Origin of the sequence: Billgrantia montanilacus, from assembly GCF_003336675.1 — a bacterium.
GTDB lineage: Bacteria > Pseudomonadota > Gammaproteobacteria > Pseudomonadales > Halomonadaceae > Halomonas > Halomonas montanilacus.
Genome location: NZ_QPII01000002.1, coordinates 87,832 through 102,420, shown reverse-complemented (window position 1 = coordinate 102,420; position 14,589 = coordinate 87,832). Strand labels below are relative to the sequence as shown.

Here is a 14,589-nt window from a genome sequence, read left to right as displayed (position 1 = left end):
CAGGCGCCAGTCGCGATGGAAACCTGGAGCGCCGAACCGAGTACTCGAACAGCGATTCTCTTAGACGGGGGCGCTTACGCCTTCCCACTCAGTTTGCCGGTGCTGGTGCCGCTGCCGATAGCGGCGCGGGCGATGATGTCATAGTTGGAAAGGGAGATCTTGCTGGATTCGAGCGTGCCGCTGCCGCTCGCTTGCGAGCTGGCTGTGGCTTCCGAGGTATTGGGCTCGGGGCGCTCGGCACTGTGTCGCGCGCTGGCCTGCTGGGCTAATTCCAGCGTAGCAGTAAGCAGGTGCTGGCGGGCCTGGGCGGCAATCTGGTGGTCCTTGGGCGATGGATCGGCCGGTGCGAGGGCGGCGCTGATCACCTGCTGCATCTTGCCGATGGTGGCGCGGGGATCGCCGGGGACGGGGCCGTAGTCAATGGGCACCTCGCCGGCCACGGCATAGCGCTGGCCGTCAGGGCCGCGCTCGAACTGGTAGCTGACCGCACCGGTATACTGTCCGCCGGCGACCTGGTGGGCCAGCTCATGCTGGCGCACTTCTCGGTCGATGGTCTTCAGCTGATCGAGCTGGCGCAGCTCTTCCTGGCTGAGCCTTTCACCATTGGACTTCTGTGGGGCCTCCGCTTCTGCGACCTTGCCTTGGGTCGCATCCTCGGCAGCCCGGCCAGCCGCCTCGCCATTGGCTGGTTCACCAACCCGCCGTGCGGCGTCGGCGTTGCCGACAAGGCCGGCGCCCGGCTGCCAACTGCTGGAAGAGAAGGGCACGGGGCCGATGACAGTGGATGCATGCATGGTGAATGTCCGTAGGGCGGGCCGAATTGGGGTAAAGTATTGGCGACTTTTGCGTTGACGGCAACCTGACGAACCATGCCAACCATCGACGTGGTGATCGAGCTTTCCCATGATGCCTGCCTGGCCCATTACGAGGGCCGGGTCGGGCAGGTGCATACCCGCAGCCTGGATGGCAGGAAGGTGATCTTTCCCGCCGAGGCGCTGCGCCGGGTGGTGACCCGGGATGGGGTGCATGGCTGCTTCAGGCTGACCTTTTCCGATGTGGGGAGGTTTGTCTCGATCGAACCTCTCACCTAGTCTTGCCCTGGATCAAACTCTGTTACATTTTCGAGCGTTCAGCGCTGTTACAATTCGGCTCACTTTGGCACAGTTCGTGCGGCATGGGCTGCTCGTTGTTAAAGGCTTGTCAATTTGAGGTCAGTGGATGGTCTTCAGTAAACTGAAGGAAGCAAGGAACAGCGAGCGCCGGAGTCGCCGGCTCGACCTGCTAGCCGAGCCGCCCGAGGCGGGTCATGAGCTCTTTGTCGGCTTCAGCTCGCTGCGCGATACCTTGAGCAGTCGCCACCACTCCCGCGATTTTGCCTTTGCCCATGCCCGCTATCTGCGAAGTCGCGTATTGGCCCTGGGGATTATCTTCGCTATTCTCTCGCCGCTTTGGATCGTGGTGGACGCCCTGGTGCTGCCCACGGCGGTGCTCAAGTACACCCTGATCGGGCGGGTGGTTCTGATGCTGGGCCTGGTGGCCGTGCTGCTGCTGGCCCTGTTCAGTCAGGAGAGGATCCGCCGCATCCGGTTCTGTGCCGGTATGCTACTGGCGCTACCCGCCGCGTTTTATACCCTGGTGTTGGTCATGTTGCCCCCGGGCGAGCTGCACAACTTGGTGGGTTACGGGTTCATTCCGTTCCTGCTGGTGGCATCGCTTAGCGTCTTCCCATTCACGTTGCTGGAGTCGCTGTTCGCCGGTATCGCCCTGCTGGCGCTGCAGGTGTTTTCCCAGGTGGTCGACGGCAGTTGGTTGACCGGACACGGTGCGGAGGCCTTCTGGCTGCTGTCGAGTCTGCTGGCTGTGGCCATGGCTGCCAATCATTTCCAGCTCAGTCTGCTGCTGCGACTCTATCGCCAGGCCACCCATGATCCGCTGACGGGTCTGTTCAACCGCGGTGCCTTGGAAGTGCACCTGGCCAAGATCCAGGCCTGGCAGCGCGACACCGAGGGGCTGGATAGTGCTGGCAGCGTACCCTGTTCGCTACTGATGCTGGATCTGGATAACTTCAAGCAAATCAACGACACCTTTGGCCACTCTGTGGGGGATGGTGTGTTGAGCCAGTTCGCCGATGTGCTGATCCGGCAGACGCGCAAGCACGACTGTACGGCACGCTATGGTGGCGAGGAGTTCGTGGTGTTGCTGCTTGGCAGCGGCCAGGCGAGAGCGATGGAGATCGCGGAGCGTATCCGCTTTGCCGTGGAGGCTTTCGAATTTCTCGACCGTAACCGACGTCGTATTCCGGTGACGACTAGCATTGGTGTGACCCAGTTGATGCAGGACGAACCCGCTCAGGAGGCGCCCAAGCGTGCCGACGAGGCGCTCTATCGCGCCAAGCATGCCGGTCGCAATCGTGTCATGCCCGCAGAGTCATTTCCGGCCTGACAGGGGAGGGCTTTTTCCCTTCTTCTCTGCCTCTCTCCCTCTCTCCCTCTCTCCCTCTCTCCCTCTCTCCCTCTCTCCCTCTCTCCCTCTCTCCCTCTCTCCCTCTCTCCCTCTCTCCCTCTCTCCCTCTCTTTCCCGCGTCTTACCTGCTTTCTTGAACGAGGCGCTTATAGCGTCCGCCTTTATGGTCGCCCAGGATTCCCCTACGCAGAAGACTATTTGTGATAGGGCCTCAAGAATTTTGCCGTGCTGCCGATAACCCCGCTATCAGGACACATTCACGAGCAGGGGGCGATATGCCCAATAACTCTCAGCAGATAGCGCTACAGACCCTGCTGATTCTGGTGCCGATTCTGCTCATGGTCATGGGAGTGTTCAACGGTCTGGCGAACTGGCAGCTACCTGTTGACTTGCATCCCTCAAAGGCCAGCCTACCCTTGATGCTGCTGGTGGGCGGCGGCCTGCTTGCGACCATGCTGGATCGCCCCCGTTGGGCCCAGCTCTGCGGGGCGTTGCTGCTGCCATTCGGGCTGCATGCACCGCTGTTGGCCCTGCTGTCCGAATTGAGGGGGGAGCGGCTGATAGCCTGGTGGGAGCCGATTGCCCTCTCCACCAGTATTGCTGTGTTGGCGACAGCTGCCTGCTTGTTGGCCGGCACTGCGTCGCCCAGGGCGCGTATGAGCTGGATGACAGCAGGCCTGGTCGTGGTAGTGGCGGGTGGGCTCAGCCTGTCTAGCATGATCTGGTCGGGTGGCATCATGCCCGGCCCTTGGGGCACGGCGTTTGCAACGCCCTTTACCGCGTTACCTGCTTTGCTGAGCGGTACGGCCATGATTCTCATTGGTCGCCGCTCCTCTGCACCGCCCGTGCTGGGTCGGGCCATGGTACTGGCCTTGGCGGGAGGGGTGATGGCCAGCGGCCTTGCCTGGTATGCACTCACCTGGCAGCAGTACGAGGCCAAGAATCGTCATGCGGCGGAGCTGCTCACCAACTTCAAGGTCACCGCGGAACGTGCCGTCGATACGCAGCAACAGACGCTCCAGCGCATGGCTGAGCGCTGGTCCTACTATGCTGGCCGCCCACCTCTGCCGATCCGCGATACGGAGTTCGATAGCTACTTCCGCGATATGCCGAGCCTACTGTCCCTCTATTGGCAGGATGAGAGCGAGCGCTTTCAATGGGGGCGTGATCGAAGTCTCGACCTGTCGTTACCTCACTGGATACGACAGGAAGATACCTGGCTGCTGGATTGGCTGGCGGTAGGTGGCAGCTACCCGCGGTGGGTGCTGCCTGACGAGCTGCGCCCCGAACTGGCCCTGGTATCGGTGCCGCTGCCCGGCATGCGCAGCGGCCAGCTAGTGGGAGTGCTTGATCTCGAACGGCTGCTGGGGGAGGAAATGCGCTCAATCGTCACGCCGCAACTGCTCTCGCTTCATCGCCATGACAGCCTCTTGGCCGCCAATCACGACCCCCAGCGAGAGCGAGGCATGAAGCTGCACCGGAGCCTGCTGATGTTGCCGGGCGGGGCCACCTTGGAAGTACGTGTGCACGACGCCGCTTCGGGTCCGTTGGCTATCGGCGGCCTGATGCCACTGAACGTGGCGATCGGCGGCCTGATTCTCAGCTACCTGCTGGCCTTCAGCCTGGGCATGGCAAGCCTGAACCGCCGACGTTCGATCTCCTTGGCCAGAACCCAGCGGCACCTGCGTGCCCAGCAGCGCGTACAGACACTGATCGCCCGCGACCAACCGCTAGCCGAGACCCTCAAAGCCATCTGCCGTATGGTCGAAGCCCAGGCTCCCGGGTCGTTGTCTAGCATCATGCTTTGCAATGATGAAGGCTCGGTGCTGGATGCTGTCTATTCGGTCAGCTTGCCCGATCGCTATTGCGAAGCGGTGCGTGGCATCGGCGTGGGGCCCGAATCCGGCGCCTGCGGCCGTGCCGCCCATATCCGCGACTTCGTGGTCTGTGCCGATATTGCCAATGATCGGCGCTGGACTGGTTACCATGGGCTGGCCGCCGACTATGGTCTGCGCGCCTGCTGGTCCTATCCAGTGATTGCCAGTGACGGTCGCGTGCTGGGCGCCTTCGGCACCTACTTTCGGGAGCCGGGGGAGCCGACCCGTGCCGATCGTCGTCGCATCATCGAGTCGGCGGAGCTGGTGTCGTTGGCAGTGGAGCGCGAACAGAACCGACGCGCCCTGCGCGAGAGCGAACAGCGCTACCGCTCATTGTTCACCTATCACCCCGATGCCGTCTTCTCGCTCGATCTGCAGGGCTATTTCCTCACTGCCAACGCCGCCTGCTGCGAGATAACCGGCTACCCGCTTGAGCGGCTGACCGGCCTGCACTTCGCCGAGCTGCTCGAGCCCAGCGACCAGGCGCGAATCGCCCAGCTCTACCAGGACGCCGGCAAGGGCGAAGCCTTCCGCTACTCGCTGGCCTTCAAGCGGCAGGATGGGTCAATGGTCCATCTCGACCTGACCAACCTTCCTATTGTCGTCAACGAGCGGGTCATCGGCTTCTACGGCATCGCCAAGGACATGACCGAGCGCTATCGGCATGAAACCGAGCTGCGTATTTTGCAACGTAGCGTGGAGGCGAGCATCAACGGCGTGGTCATCGCTGATGCTCAAACGCCGGGCCTGCCGATCATCTATGCAAACGAAGCCTTCGAGCGCATGACGGGCTACGCCAAGGAGGAGGTGCTGGGGCGGAACTGTCGATTTCTGCAGGGCCGTGAAACCGACCCGGAAGCCATTGAGCAGGTTCGTCGCGCCCTGCTCGAATGCGAGGAGGTGAACGTCACCCTGTGCAACTACCGCAAGGATGGCTCGCCCTTCTGGAACAACCTCTACCTGGCGCCAGTGCGCGATACGGCTGGCGTGGTGACGCACTTCGTTGGCGTGCAGCACGACATCTCCGAGCGCAAGGCCTACGAGGCGAAGCTCTCCTTCCATGCCAGCCACGATGCCTTGACGGGCTTGGCCAACCGCTCGTTGTTCGAGGACCACCTGCTGCATGATGTGCAGCTGGCTCAGCGGCACGGCAGGCACCTGGCGGTGCTGTTCGTCGACCTGGATGACTTCAAGCCGATCAACGACAGCCTGGGCCATGAGGTGGGGGATCAGGTGCTGGTCCAGGTCGCCCAGCGGTTGGCCGATGAGCTGGATCCCGGCGATACGCTGGCCCGCTTCGGCAGTGATGAGTTTGTGATCCTGCTGCCGGAACTGAGCCGGGAGGAGGCCGCCCTGAGGCTCACCGAGCGGCTGCTGGCCTGCGTCGGCCGGCCGTTCCGTATCGCTGAACAAGAGCTCTATATCGGCGCCAGCGTGGGAATCGCCTTCCTCTACGAAGGGCTGGAGAACCCGGTGGAGCTGATCCAGCAGGCCGACATGGCCATGTATCGCGCCAAGCAGAAAGGGCGGAATGCCTGGGAATGCTTTACCAGCGATCTCAACGATGAGGTGAGCTCCCGCATGGCGTTGCGCAACGACCTGCAGGAAGCCATCGAGGCGGAGAATTTCGAGCTGCATTACCAGCCGCTGCTGAATGCAGCCGACGGCAGCGTGGCGGGCTTCGAGGCCCTGGTGCGATGGAAGCACCCGGTCAGGGGCTACCTCTCTCCGGGGCTGTTCATTCCGCTTGCCGAGGATACCGGGCAGATCGGCCCGATCAGCGAGTGGGTACTGAGGCGAGCCTGTCGCGACATGTGCCTGCTGGCCGTGCAGGGCTACGGACACCACCGGGTTTCGGTCAACCTCTCACCGCTGCAGTTCCACCGCCCCAACTTCATGACCAACCTGCAGCAGGCCCTGCTGGAGACCGGCCTCGCTCCTGATTATCTCGAACTGGAGTTGACCGAGGGCATCCTGATGAATGACACGGCCACCGCCATCGCCACGCTGCACAAGCTGCGCGACATGGGGGTCGAGGTCTCCATCGACGACTTCGGCACCGGTTATTCCAGCCTGAGCTACCTCAAGCAGCTGCCGATCGGCAAGATCAAGATCGATCGCAGCTTCATTCGCGATGTCACCACCAACCCCCATGACAGCGCCATTGTCCAGGGGATCATCTCCATGGCCCACCACCTGGGCCTCGAGGTAGTGGCGGAAGGGATCGAGGAGCGTGACCAGCGTGACTTCCTGGCCGAGCACGGTTGCGACGTCTTCCAGGGGTTCTACTTTGCCCGGCCCATGCCGCTGGATGGTCTCAAGCGTTACATGATCGAGCAACACCAGGCTTCGCCCGATAGCCCGAACCCACCGGCCGCTTCCGATAGATTGCGGCTGATAGGTAGGGATTGGGTAGGTAGGAATTGATAGCTGGTGGGAAGACGTAAATGGCAAGCATGGGCGGATATCGCGTATCAGGTTGACTGAATATGGCTTCGGCCCGGTGTTGGCAGGCCGAACGAGTGACGTAATGACATAGTCTCGGGATCGCCCGGATCGAATAAGAGGCAAGAATGACGAAGGCGCAAGGTGATTTTGTACGAGTCGGCAGCCCGGCTGACATCGAATCGCTGTTGGATTCATTGATCCAGCCCGGGGGAGCATCGCTGCTGCTCGATAAGCCCGACAGTACGCCGATCCCGGTGGTGCTCATGGAGCAGATTCCGGCGGAGTCGCTGCTGATGGATATCACCGCAGTGCGTGAGATCGGCGGTGAACTCAGGCGTGGGGTGGGGTTTCGTCTGCTGGGCCAGGTCCAGGGCAAGATCGTGCGCACCCCGATGCTCAAGATGGTGGAGAGCGAAACCCTCGGCGGCAGGGTGGTGTGCCACTGCGAGTACCCCCTCTATCTGGAAGAGATGCAGCGTCGGGAGGCGTTTCGAGCCCGGCTACGACTGGGCATGGAGGTTGGTGCCATCCTTCGCGGCGATGGCGAGGCGACCGTTCAAGGCGACCTCAAGGATCTCTCGCAGCAGGGCTGCCAGCTCGAACTGCCGGCTTCAGCCGCGTCGCTGCTCTCTTCGGTGTCAGCGATCGAGATCGAGCTCTGTTTTCCCAATGGCACACGCTTCGCGATCAAGGCGACTGCCTGTCATACCGTGGCGGATGCCGATCGTCAGACGATACGCGTCGGGTTTCGGTTCGAGGGCTGCAATGCCGAGCAGGAGCGCAAGCTCTGGTTTTTCGTGCGTGAGATAGAGCGGGAGTCATCACGCTATGCGGAAGAGGCGGATGTGGGGCGCCTGCCTTCCATGCTCTTCCAGAGCCAGACAGCCACTTCGGCGCCGGTGGGACGCCGTAACCTGCTGAGCTACCCCACTCCCATGGCGCGTCGCCTGGCACGGGTGGCCGGATACCTGGACGCCCAGCTACTGGAGTTGCAGCAGGGGGATGTTATCGACTCGATCCAGCTTTCCCGACATGCCGACATGCTGCTGATGCTGGCCGATGAGGACATGGAAGCGCTGCAGTTCGCCACCCGCTGCCTAGGCCGCGAACCCTGGCTGGTTCGCCATGGGCTCGGGGTGGCTGTTCATATTCTGGCCCTGGCGAGTGGCAGTACGGTACCGCGAGACGTTCGCAAGGCCCTGGCGGCAAGCGCCATGGTGCACGACCTTGGTAAAGGACTGGTGGCCGGCACGCTGCTGTCGGCCACCTCGCTAGAGGCGGGGGGCTACGCCCAGCTGCAGGCGCATGTACCGCTGCTGATGAATGCTCTGTCCGGTTGCCAATGGCTCTCCCCCGGGGTGGTCAAGGCGGTGGTGGAGGGGATCAATGAACGCCTGGACGGCAGCGGCTATCCGGGCGGGCATGAAGGTGATCGGCTGCAGGAGCTCTCCCGCATGAGCGCAGTCGTAGACGTGGTCGACGCCATGCGGCGCGACCGGCCCGACCGCCCAGCCTGGCGAATCGAGGCCGTGTATCGGCACTTGCTGACTCATTCCGGGCAGTTCGACCCGCGCTGGGTGAAGCGCTATATCCAGCGTTTCGGATTGCGCCCGATCGGTTCGCTGGTGCGCTTTGCCAATGGGGATTTGGCGTGGATTCAGCGGCTCGACCAGCAGGGCAAGCCATTCCAGGTGCAGCTGGCCCACGCCGTGGAGCCTCCGGGCGAGGCGCTGGGGGAGGTGCTGCGTGGCAATGTGATCGCCCGGCTAGGCGAGCCTGTCGAGGAGATTCCCGTCTCGACCTGAACAGGGCATCGGCGTTTTGCGCCCGCTGGGTATGGGGTTGCGGGCGCGGCCCGACATTTAAGTTATCCGGCATGAAGCCGATACAGGGAAATAACCCCAAGGTTGCGGGCTTTTCGCCAGAACCCCGGGCGTGGGGCCTGTCAGAATAGTCGGGATAAAAAAGTACTGTGCGACTACTGCATCCGTAAGTGTTCGCCGGAGTCCGTCTTGGGGCGCAAGGAGTACTTGTTCTTGGCTTCATAGCGTAAGTCCAGGCCTGGTAGGTCTCGTGCCACGATTGCCGCGAGACCAATCAGCTAACAGGAGAATGACTGCCATGAGTACCATGCGAGGAGCCGCCGCCTATGGCCGCGGGGCCGGAGCCTATGCCCGGGTCGGTGTGGAAAGCGGTGTGATGTCGGCGAGCCCGCATCAACTGATCGTAATGTTGTTCGACGGTGCCCAGGGGGCGGTGCGTGCCGCCCGCATCCATATGCAGTCCGGTAACGTCGCGGAGAAGGGCAAGTCCATTTCCAAGGCGCTGAACATCGTCAACAATGGCCTCCTGGCGGCGCTGGATACCGAGAAGGGCGGTGAGATCGCCGAGCGCCTCGGCTCGCTATATGAATATATCTCCCGGCTTCTCCTGGCGGCGAACCTGCATAACGATGAGGAGAGCCTCGACCAGGCCGAGCGGTTGTTGGAAGACATTTCCTCCGCGTGGCGGGAAATCGGCAGCGGCGGGGCGCAGGGTTGATATGGCGATGAACAATGCCGGTGGTCCGGAAGCGGTGATCGCCGGTTACGTTGAGCTGCAGAAGCAGGTTGCAGCGATGCTCGAACTGGTGCACGGCGGTGAGTGGGAAACGCTGATCGAACGGCAGGCCGACTATCTGCAACTGGCGGAACGGCTCAGGCGGCTCGATGCTGAAGTGCCGCTGGCCGATGCCGATGCGGCGCGCAAGGCAGAGCTGCTGGAGTCGATCCTGGTCGATGACCTGTCGATTCGCGAGCAACTCATGGCGCGTCGCGATGAGCTGGGTCAGCTGTTGGACAGCTCGCGCCGTCAGCGTGACCTGCATCGTAGCTACGGCAGGCAGGCTTCGTCAGTGGCGAGCCCCTCCGATCACTTCGGCCAGGGAATCCCGTGAGTGGCATCACGCCACTGCTGGATACGCTGCTCCATCAGGTATTGGGCAAGCGTGTCGATACGGCGCCGCCGCGTGACCTGAACGAACCGGTTCGTGCCGTCGATCCCGGCGAGGGGCCCCGGGCGCTGCACAGCGATTCGCGGCTTGAGGGGCGTCGCCCCGCCGCCACGCCTCTCCCCGGCACCAACTCACCGCAGCAGCGCGGCGAGACACCGGCCGGGCAGGCGGATACTTCCCGTCCTGCGGCTTCTATCCAGACCCACTTCAGTCCTTCGGCACGAACCATTGCCGATCTATTGGTTCGCTTTCCGGCGCCCCCCTCGGTGCTTAGCCCCACGTCGCCGCTGATGGATCTGAACGAGGCGCCGAATGCGACGACGCTGGCGAGCCGACTGCAAGCTGGTGTGCGTGACAGCGGCCTGTTCTACGAATCCCATCTGTCCCGTTGGTATCGCGGTGAAGTCTCTCGCCAGCAGTTGGAGCGGGAGCCGCAGATGTGGCGAACCCTGCGCTTTTCACCGGCTTCCTCAGCGCCCGCTTCGACGGTACCCGATGCTCGTGGTGCTACCGGGTCAGCGGCGCCGGGGACCCTGGCGTCCACCGCTGCCTCCGGGCCGCTAGCTGCCGGCAGCGGGCTTGCTCAGGGGCAGGCGGCGCAGGCAGGTACCTATGCCGCTACCGGTGCGCTTCTGCCGGGTGGGGCGGCCGGTGGCCCGCTGCCAGCTGGGGGAGCCATGGATAGCTCGGCTGCGCCACTGCGTGACACGGTGACCACCGGACGCGGTAACACTGCCCAGGGACAGGCTGTCGGTGCCGAGGCTGTCGCCGGACGGGAGGCGGGCGATGGCCAGGTCCGTGCTCGGCCGGCGGGTGGCGAGGCGGTTCACGAGAGCCTGCAGGGGGTGGTTAGACACCAGTTGGAAATGCTGGCGACACCGATCCTCCGCTGGGAGGGGGATGTCTGGTCTGGGATTTTCATGGCACTGATGGTGCAGCTGCCCGCCGGTGCCAGGCGGGACGGCGAGGAGGGGCAGGCGGGCGATGACGGCGAGGCACAGCCGGAAACCTGGCACTCCGAACTTCAGCTCAGGGTACCGAGCCTTGGCGACATCCGCGTGGGGATGTGGCTTCGCGACACTGATGTCAGGCTGGACTTGAAGGCGCACGACGATGCCACCCTGACAATCCTGCAGCGGGGTATCGCCAGGCTCGAAGAACGGTTGAGAGCCGCAGGCTTGACGACGGTGCTGATCAATGCCCAGCTCTTGCACAAGGAAGGAGCCGATGATGGAACCGGGGCCTGAAAAACGTCGTCAGGCGATTGCCCTGGCGTACCGTGATGGTGATGATGCGCCACGGGTCCTAGCGAAGGGGTATGGCGACATGGCCGATCGTATCCTGGCCGAGGCGAAACGGCAGGGGATCTACGTGCATGATGCGCCGGAACTGGTGTCGCTGCTGATGGGCCTGGACCTGGATGAGCGGATTCCGCCGATGCTCTACCAGACCATCGCCGAGCTGTTGGTGTGGGTCTATGAGCTCTCTGACACGCAGTAACAGAGTTAAAATAAGTAAAAAAATGTTATTAAATGTATATGCATATCTTTTTTTCTCGCTTGTCAATCCCTTCGGCCGCCTTTTTTTGCTTTATTGTCCAGCATCTTAACAAAATAGTGCCAGAGACTGATTTTTTTCATCACGATCATTTGCGTCGTAATGCTTTTGGCTGGTTGGCAACGCTGTTTCAAAACCTCACAATAGGTTCCGTAGAAAAGCACGTCCTTATGGGTGCTGTTCCGGCTTTTGCTGATGCACTTCATCGGCAGCCACTGCACTCTACGAAGACCATAAAAAAATATATGGACACGCGTCATCGCGTGCAGGGAACCGACATGAAGACCACGAATCACCTGGATGACATCCAGGAACTCAATCTCGCCTATCTGCTGCTGGCCCAGCGTCTGCTCAACGACGATCGCCCCGCGGCAATGTTTCGCTTGAAGCTCGATGACGAAACCGCAGACCTGCTGCTGTCTCTGGGTGCCGCCCAGTTGACCCGGCTGGCCCGCACCAATCAGTTGCTGTGCCATTTCGGGCTCGATGGCGCCGAGCAGTTGCGTCAAGTGGTCGAAAACCCCCGTGACAATGGATTGTCGCAGTTCCACGCTTCTTTGCTGATGGCAGGGCGTGGTTCGGCATCCGTTGCGCGGGGGGGAGAGGCATGACACAGCAGAAGAGCCTTGTCACCGAAATGCAGCAGGTGCAGTTGGCCATCGAGCTGATCGAGCTGGGTGCGCGCCTGCAGGTGCTGGAGACCGAGACCGACCTGAGCCGTGCACGCCTGATACGGCTTTTCAAGGAGGTGCGTGGCATGTCCCCCCCCCAAGGGAATGCTGCCCTTCTCGACCGACTGGTTCATCACCTGGTTGCCGAATGTGCATGCTTCGCTGTTTTACAACGTCTTCCGCAGCTTGCGGAAGGAGCAGCAGTGCGAGCGCATGCAGGCCTTCGTTACCGCCTATCGGCTGTATAGCGAGCAGGTGAGCATCGATCAGGTCGAGCCGGTGCTGGGTCTAACCCGTGCCTGGACTCTTGTGCGGTTCTTCGAGAGCGACCTGTTGCAACTGTCGGCCTGTACTCAATGCAGCGGCCATTTCGTCGCCCATGCCCACTCACCCGACCATGACTACGTCTGCGGCATCTGCATGCCACCATCGCGGGCAGGCAAGACGCGCAAGCGTCGTGAAAGAGAGGCGGCCCAGTTGGCGCCGGTGGCCATTGACCTGCCTGCTGCGCGTTGCGCCAGCTGACCCAGCCTCCTCGGGACCGCTAGGCATCCAGCCCTAACCGGTCCTGACTGGACTCCCTTCGCCGCCCCGGCCCTGTGCCGGGGCGGCGTTGTTTTTCTCGTTCATTTTTGTGCTTTTTTGGGCTCCGGCCTCAAGTCCTGGCAGGCCTGGCCGATACATTGAAATATCGACAAGTCGCGTCCCTATTAAGGATATCGGTTGTGCTGATTCTGCTTGGCTATCTCGTTGTCATACTCTGCGTCTTCGGCGGTTTCGTGCTCGCTGGCGGCTTCCTCGGTCCGCTCTACCAGCCGACCGAACTGCTGATGATCGGCGGGGCGGGTGTGGGCGCTTTCATCGCGGCAAACAACGGCAAGGCGATCAAGGCGACCTTCAAGATCATTCCCAAGCTCAAGCGCACCCGCAAGTACAACAAAGAGATGTACATGGAGTTGCTCGCGGTTCAGTTCAAGCTGCTCAGCAAGATCCGTCGAGAGGGCATGCTTGGCATCGAGAGGGACATCGACACTCCCCAGGAGAGTGCCCTGTTCCAGGAGCATCCCCGGGTTCTGGCCGATCCGATGATCATGGATTTCCTTACCGACTACCTGCGCCTGATGGTCAGCGGAGGCATGGATCCCATGGAGATCGATGAGCTGATGCTCCACGAGATCGAAACCTTCGAGCAGGAGGCCCATATACCCGCCGATGCCATCGCCAAGGTGGGTGACGCCATGCCGGCATTCGGCATCGTCGCGGCGGTCATGGGCGTGGTCAAGGCATTGACCTATGCCGATGCGGGGCCTGAGCAGATGGGGCAGATGATCGCCCACGCCCTGGTCGGCACCTTCCTCGGCATCCTGATGGGCTATGGCTTCATCAATCCGGTCGCCAGCAGTATCGAGCGACAGATCAAGGAGGCCGAGAAGATGCTGCAGTGTATTCGCATCACGCTGTTGGCCAGCCTGCATGGCTACGCGCCGCAGCTGGCCGTGGAGTTCGGCCGCAAGGCACTGCACACCGCCGAGCGTCCTGGCTTCACCGAGCTGGAGGAATATGTTCGTAACGCCAAGGCGGGTGCGGTAGGCGAATGAGTGCCACCGGCGACAAGCGACCGATCGTCATTCGGCGCAAGAAAGTAGTCCACGGTCATCACGGTGGCAGCTGGAAGATCGCGCTTGCCGACTTCATGACCGCGTTGATGGCGCTCTTCCTGGTGATGTGGATTCTGTCTGTGGCAAGCGAGGAGCAGCGTCAGGGGGTGGCGGATTACTTCAGTACGCCGCTGACCAGCGCCATCGGTGGTGGCGATCGCTCGGGCAGCACCCAGGTCATTCCGGGAGGCGGGCCCGACCCGGTGCACAGCGATGGTGAGCGGGCGCGGGTCGATACCCGCAGCCAGACCCGGCCCAGCGATCAGCAGCGTCGTTTCTTCATGGACCTGCAGCGTCGCATCGAGGCCGTGATCGAGGCGGACCCGGAGCTGCGCGAACTGCGCCAGCAGATGCGCTTCGACCTGACGCCCGAAGGGTTAAGGATCCAATTGCTGGATACCGAACAGCGGCCCATGTTCAACATTGGTAGCGACCGCGTCGAGCCCTACATGCGAAACCTGCTGCGCACCATCGCACCGCTGCTCAACGAATTGCCAAACTATTTGAGCATCGGTGGGCATACCGACGACCTGCCCTTTGCCGGCGGATATCGCGGCTACAGCAACTGGGAGCTTTCCGGCGACCGGGCCAATGCCTCGCGACGTGAGCTGGTGGCCGGCGGCTTCGACTCGGATAAGCTGCTGCGGGTATCCGGTTTTGCCGACCGCGTGCCGCTGCCGGATACGGATCCGCGTGATGCCGACAATCGCCGGATCGAACTCTTGATTCTGCTGCCCGAAGTGGCGGAGTACATCCGCAGGCCCAGTATCCTCAACGGTCCTGGCGTGCCCAGTCCCATGAGTTCGCGCCTGGAAGGTGAGGTGGAGCTGGCGCCAGTGGAACAATTTACGGAAAGCCTGCGTCGCTCGCTCAACCCGCAGTGATCGGGGCTTGGAACACATTCTGACACCAGGTGGTAATGC

At 62.2% G+C, this 14,589-nt stretch carries 12 protein-coding genes and 1 pseudogene; 12 read left to right on the top strand and 1 reads right to left on the bottom strand.

What is annotated here, in order from left to right:
• Nucleotides 1-74 precede the first annotated feature (74 nt).
• Nucleotides 75-794, bottom strand: coding sequence for a putative metalloprotease CJM1_0395 family protein (locus tag DU505_RS03095; RefSeq protein WP_114477543.1), 720 nt, complete (start codon nt 792-794; stop codon nt 75-77).
• Nucleotides 795-869: 75 nt separating this feature from the next.
• Between DU505_RS03095 and DU505_RS03090 the strand changes: the two genes are divergently transcribed.
• The 12 genes and pseudogenes from DU505_RS03090 to motB all read left to right on the top strand — a co-directional run bounded on the left by DU505_RS03090 (nt 870) and on the right by motB (nt 14,550).
• Nucleotides 870-1,091 (top strand): DUF2835 domain-containing protein, encoded by a 222-nt coding sequence (locus DU505_RS03090; protein WP_114477542.1) that lies wholly within the window; start codon nt 870-872, stop codon nt 1,089-1,091.
• A 127-nt stretch (nt 1,092-1,218) separates the two neighbouring features.
• Nucleotides 1,219-2,442, top strand: a complete 1,224-nt coding sequence (locus tag DU505_RS03085) for a GGDEF domain-containing protein (protein ID WP_114477541.1) — start codon at nt 1,219-1,221, stop codon at nt 2,440-2,442.
• Nucleotides 2,443-2,738: 296 nt separating this feature from the next.
• Entirely contained in the window at nt 2,739-6,767 is a 4,029-nt protein-coding gene (locus DU505_RS03080; RefSeq protein ID WP_245947755.1) for an EAL domain-containing protein, read from the top strand.
• Nucleotides 6,768-6,913: 146 nt separating this feature from the next.
• Nucleotides 6,914-8,593, top strand: a complete 1,680-nt coding sequence (locus tag DU505_RS03075; RefSeq protein WP_114477540.1) for a PilZ domain-containing protein — start codon at nt 6,914-6,916, stop codon at nt 8,591-8,593.
• A 316-nt stretch (nt 8,594-8,909) separates the two neighbouring features.
• Entirely contained in the window at nt 8,910-9,329 is a 420-nt protein-coding gene (fliS, locus tag DU505_RS03070) for a flagellar export chaperone FliS (protein WP_114477539.1), read from the top strand.
• A 1-nt stretch (nt 9,330) separates the two neighbouring features.
• Entirely contained in the window at nt 9,331-9,723 is a 393-nt protein-coding gene (locus DU505_RS03065; RefSeq protein WP_181872711.1) for a flagellar protein FliT, read from the top strand.
• Entirely contained in the window at nt 9,720-11,027 is a 1,308-nt protein-coding gene (gene fliK, locus DU505_RS03060; protein ID WP_114477537.1) for a flagellar hook-length control protein FliK, read from the top strand. Before DU505_RS03065 ends, fliK begins: the two co-directional genes overlap by 4 nt.
• Complete coding sequence (locus DU505_RS03055; RefSeq protein WP_114477536.1) at nt 11,008-11,280, top strand: EscU/YscU/HrcU family type III secretion system export apparatus switch protein; 273 nt, start codon at nt 11,008-11,010, stop codon at nt 11,278-11,280. Before fliK ends, DU505_RS03055 begins: the two co-directional genes overlap by 20 nt.
• 32 nt (nt 11,281-11,312) lie before the next feature.
• Nucleotides 11,313-11,948 (top strand): flagellar transcriptional regulator FlhD, encoded by a 636-nt coding sequence (flhD, locus tag DU505_RS23015; protein ID WP_340148239.1) that lies wholly within the window; start codon nt 11,313-11,315, stop codon nt 11,946-11,948.
• Nucleotides 11,945-12,533 (top strand): annotated as a pseudogene (gene flhC, locus DU505_RS03045) (flagellar transcriptional regulator FlhC). The gene flhD and the pseudogene flhC overlap by 4 nt, the downstream one beginning before the upstream one ends.
• Nucleotides 12,534-12,733: 200 nt before the next feature.
• Nucleotides 12,734-13,606: a flagellar motor stator protein MotA gene (motA, locus tag DU505_RS03040; RefSeq protein WP_114477534.1), complete on the top strand. Its 873-nt coding sequence runs from the start codon at nt 12,734-12,736 to the stop codon at nt 13,604-13,606.
• Entirely contained in the window at nt 13,603-14,550 is a 948-nt protein-coding gene (gene motB / locus DU505_RS03035) for a flagellar motor protein MotB (protein WP_114477533.1), read from the top strand. Before motA ends, motB begins: the two co-directional genes overlap by 4 nt.
• Nucleotides 14,551-14,589: the final 39 nt, after the last annotated feature.

Bases quoted from the DNA above. Each gene is read 5' to 3' on its own strand.
- DU505_RS03095 (WP_114477543.1), bottom strand. From the start codon at position 794: ATGCATGCATCCACTGTCATCGGCCCCGTGCCCTTCTCTTCCAGCAGT.
- DU505_RS03090 (WP_114477542.1), top strand. From the start codon at position 870: ATGCCAACCATCGACGTGGTGATCGAGCTTTCCCATGATGCCTGCCTG.
- DU505_RS03085 (WP_114477541.1), top strand. From the start codon at position 1,219: ATGGTCTTCAGTAAACTGAAGGAAGCAAGGAACAGCGAGCGCCGGAGT.
- DU505_RS03080 (WP_245947755.1), top strand. From the start codon at position 2,739: ATGCCCAATAACTCTCAGCAGATAGCGCTACAGACCCTGCTGATTCTG.
- DU505_RS03075 (WP_114477540.1), top strand. From the start codon at position 6,914: ATGACGAAGGCGCAAGGTGATTTTGTACGAGTCGGCAGCCCGGCTGAC.
- fliS (WP_114477539.1), top strand. From the start codon at position 8,910: ATGAGTACCATGCGAGGAGCCGCCGCCTATGGCCGCGGGGCCGGAGCC.
- DU505_RS03065 (WP_181872711.1), top strand. From the start codon at position 9,331: ATGGCGATGAACAATGCCGGTGGTCCGGAAGCGGTGATCGCCGGTTAC.
- DU505_RS03055 (WP_114477536.1), top strand. From the start codon at position 11,008: ATGATGGAACCGGGGCCTGAAAAACGTCGTCAGGCGATTGCCCTGGCG.
- flhD (WP_340148239.1), top strand. From the start codon at position 11,313: ATGTATATGCATATCTTTTTTTCTCGCTTGTCAATCCCTTCGGCCGCC.
- motB (WP_114477533.1), top strand. From the start codon at position 13,603: ATGAGTGCCACCGGCGACAAGCGACCGATCGTCATTCGGCGCAAGAAA.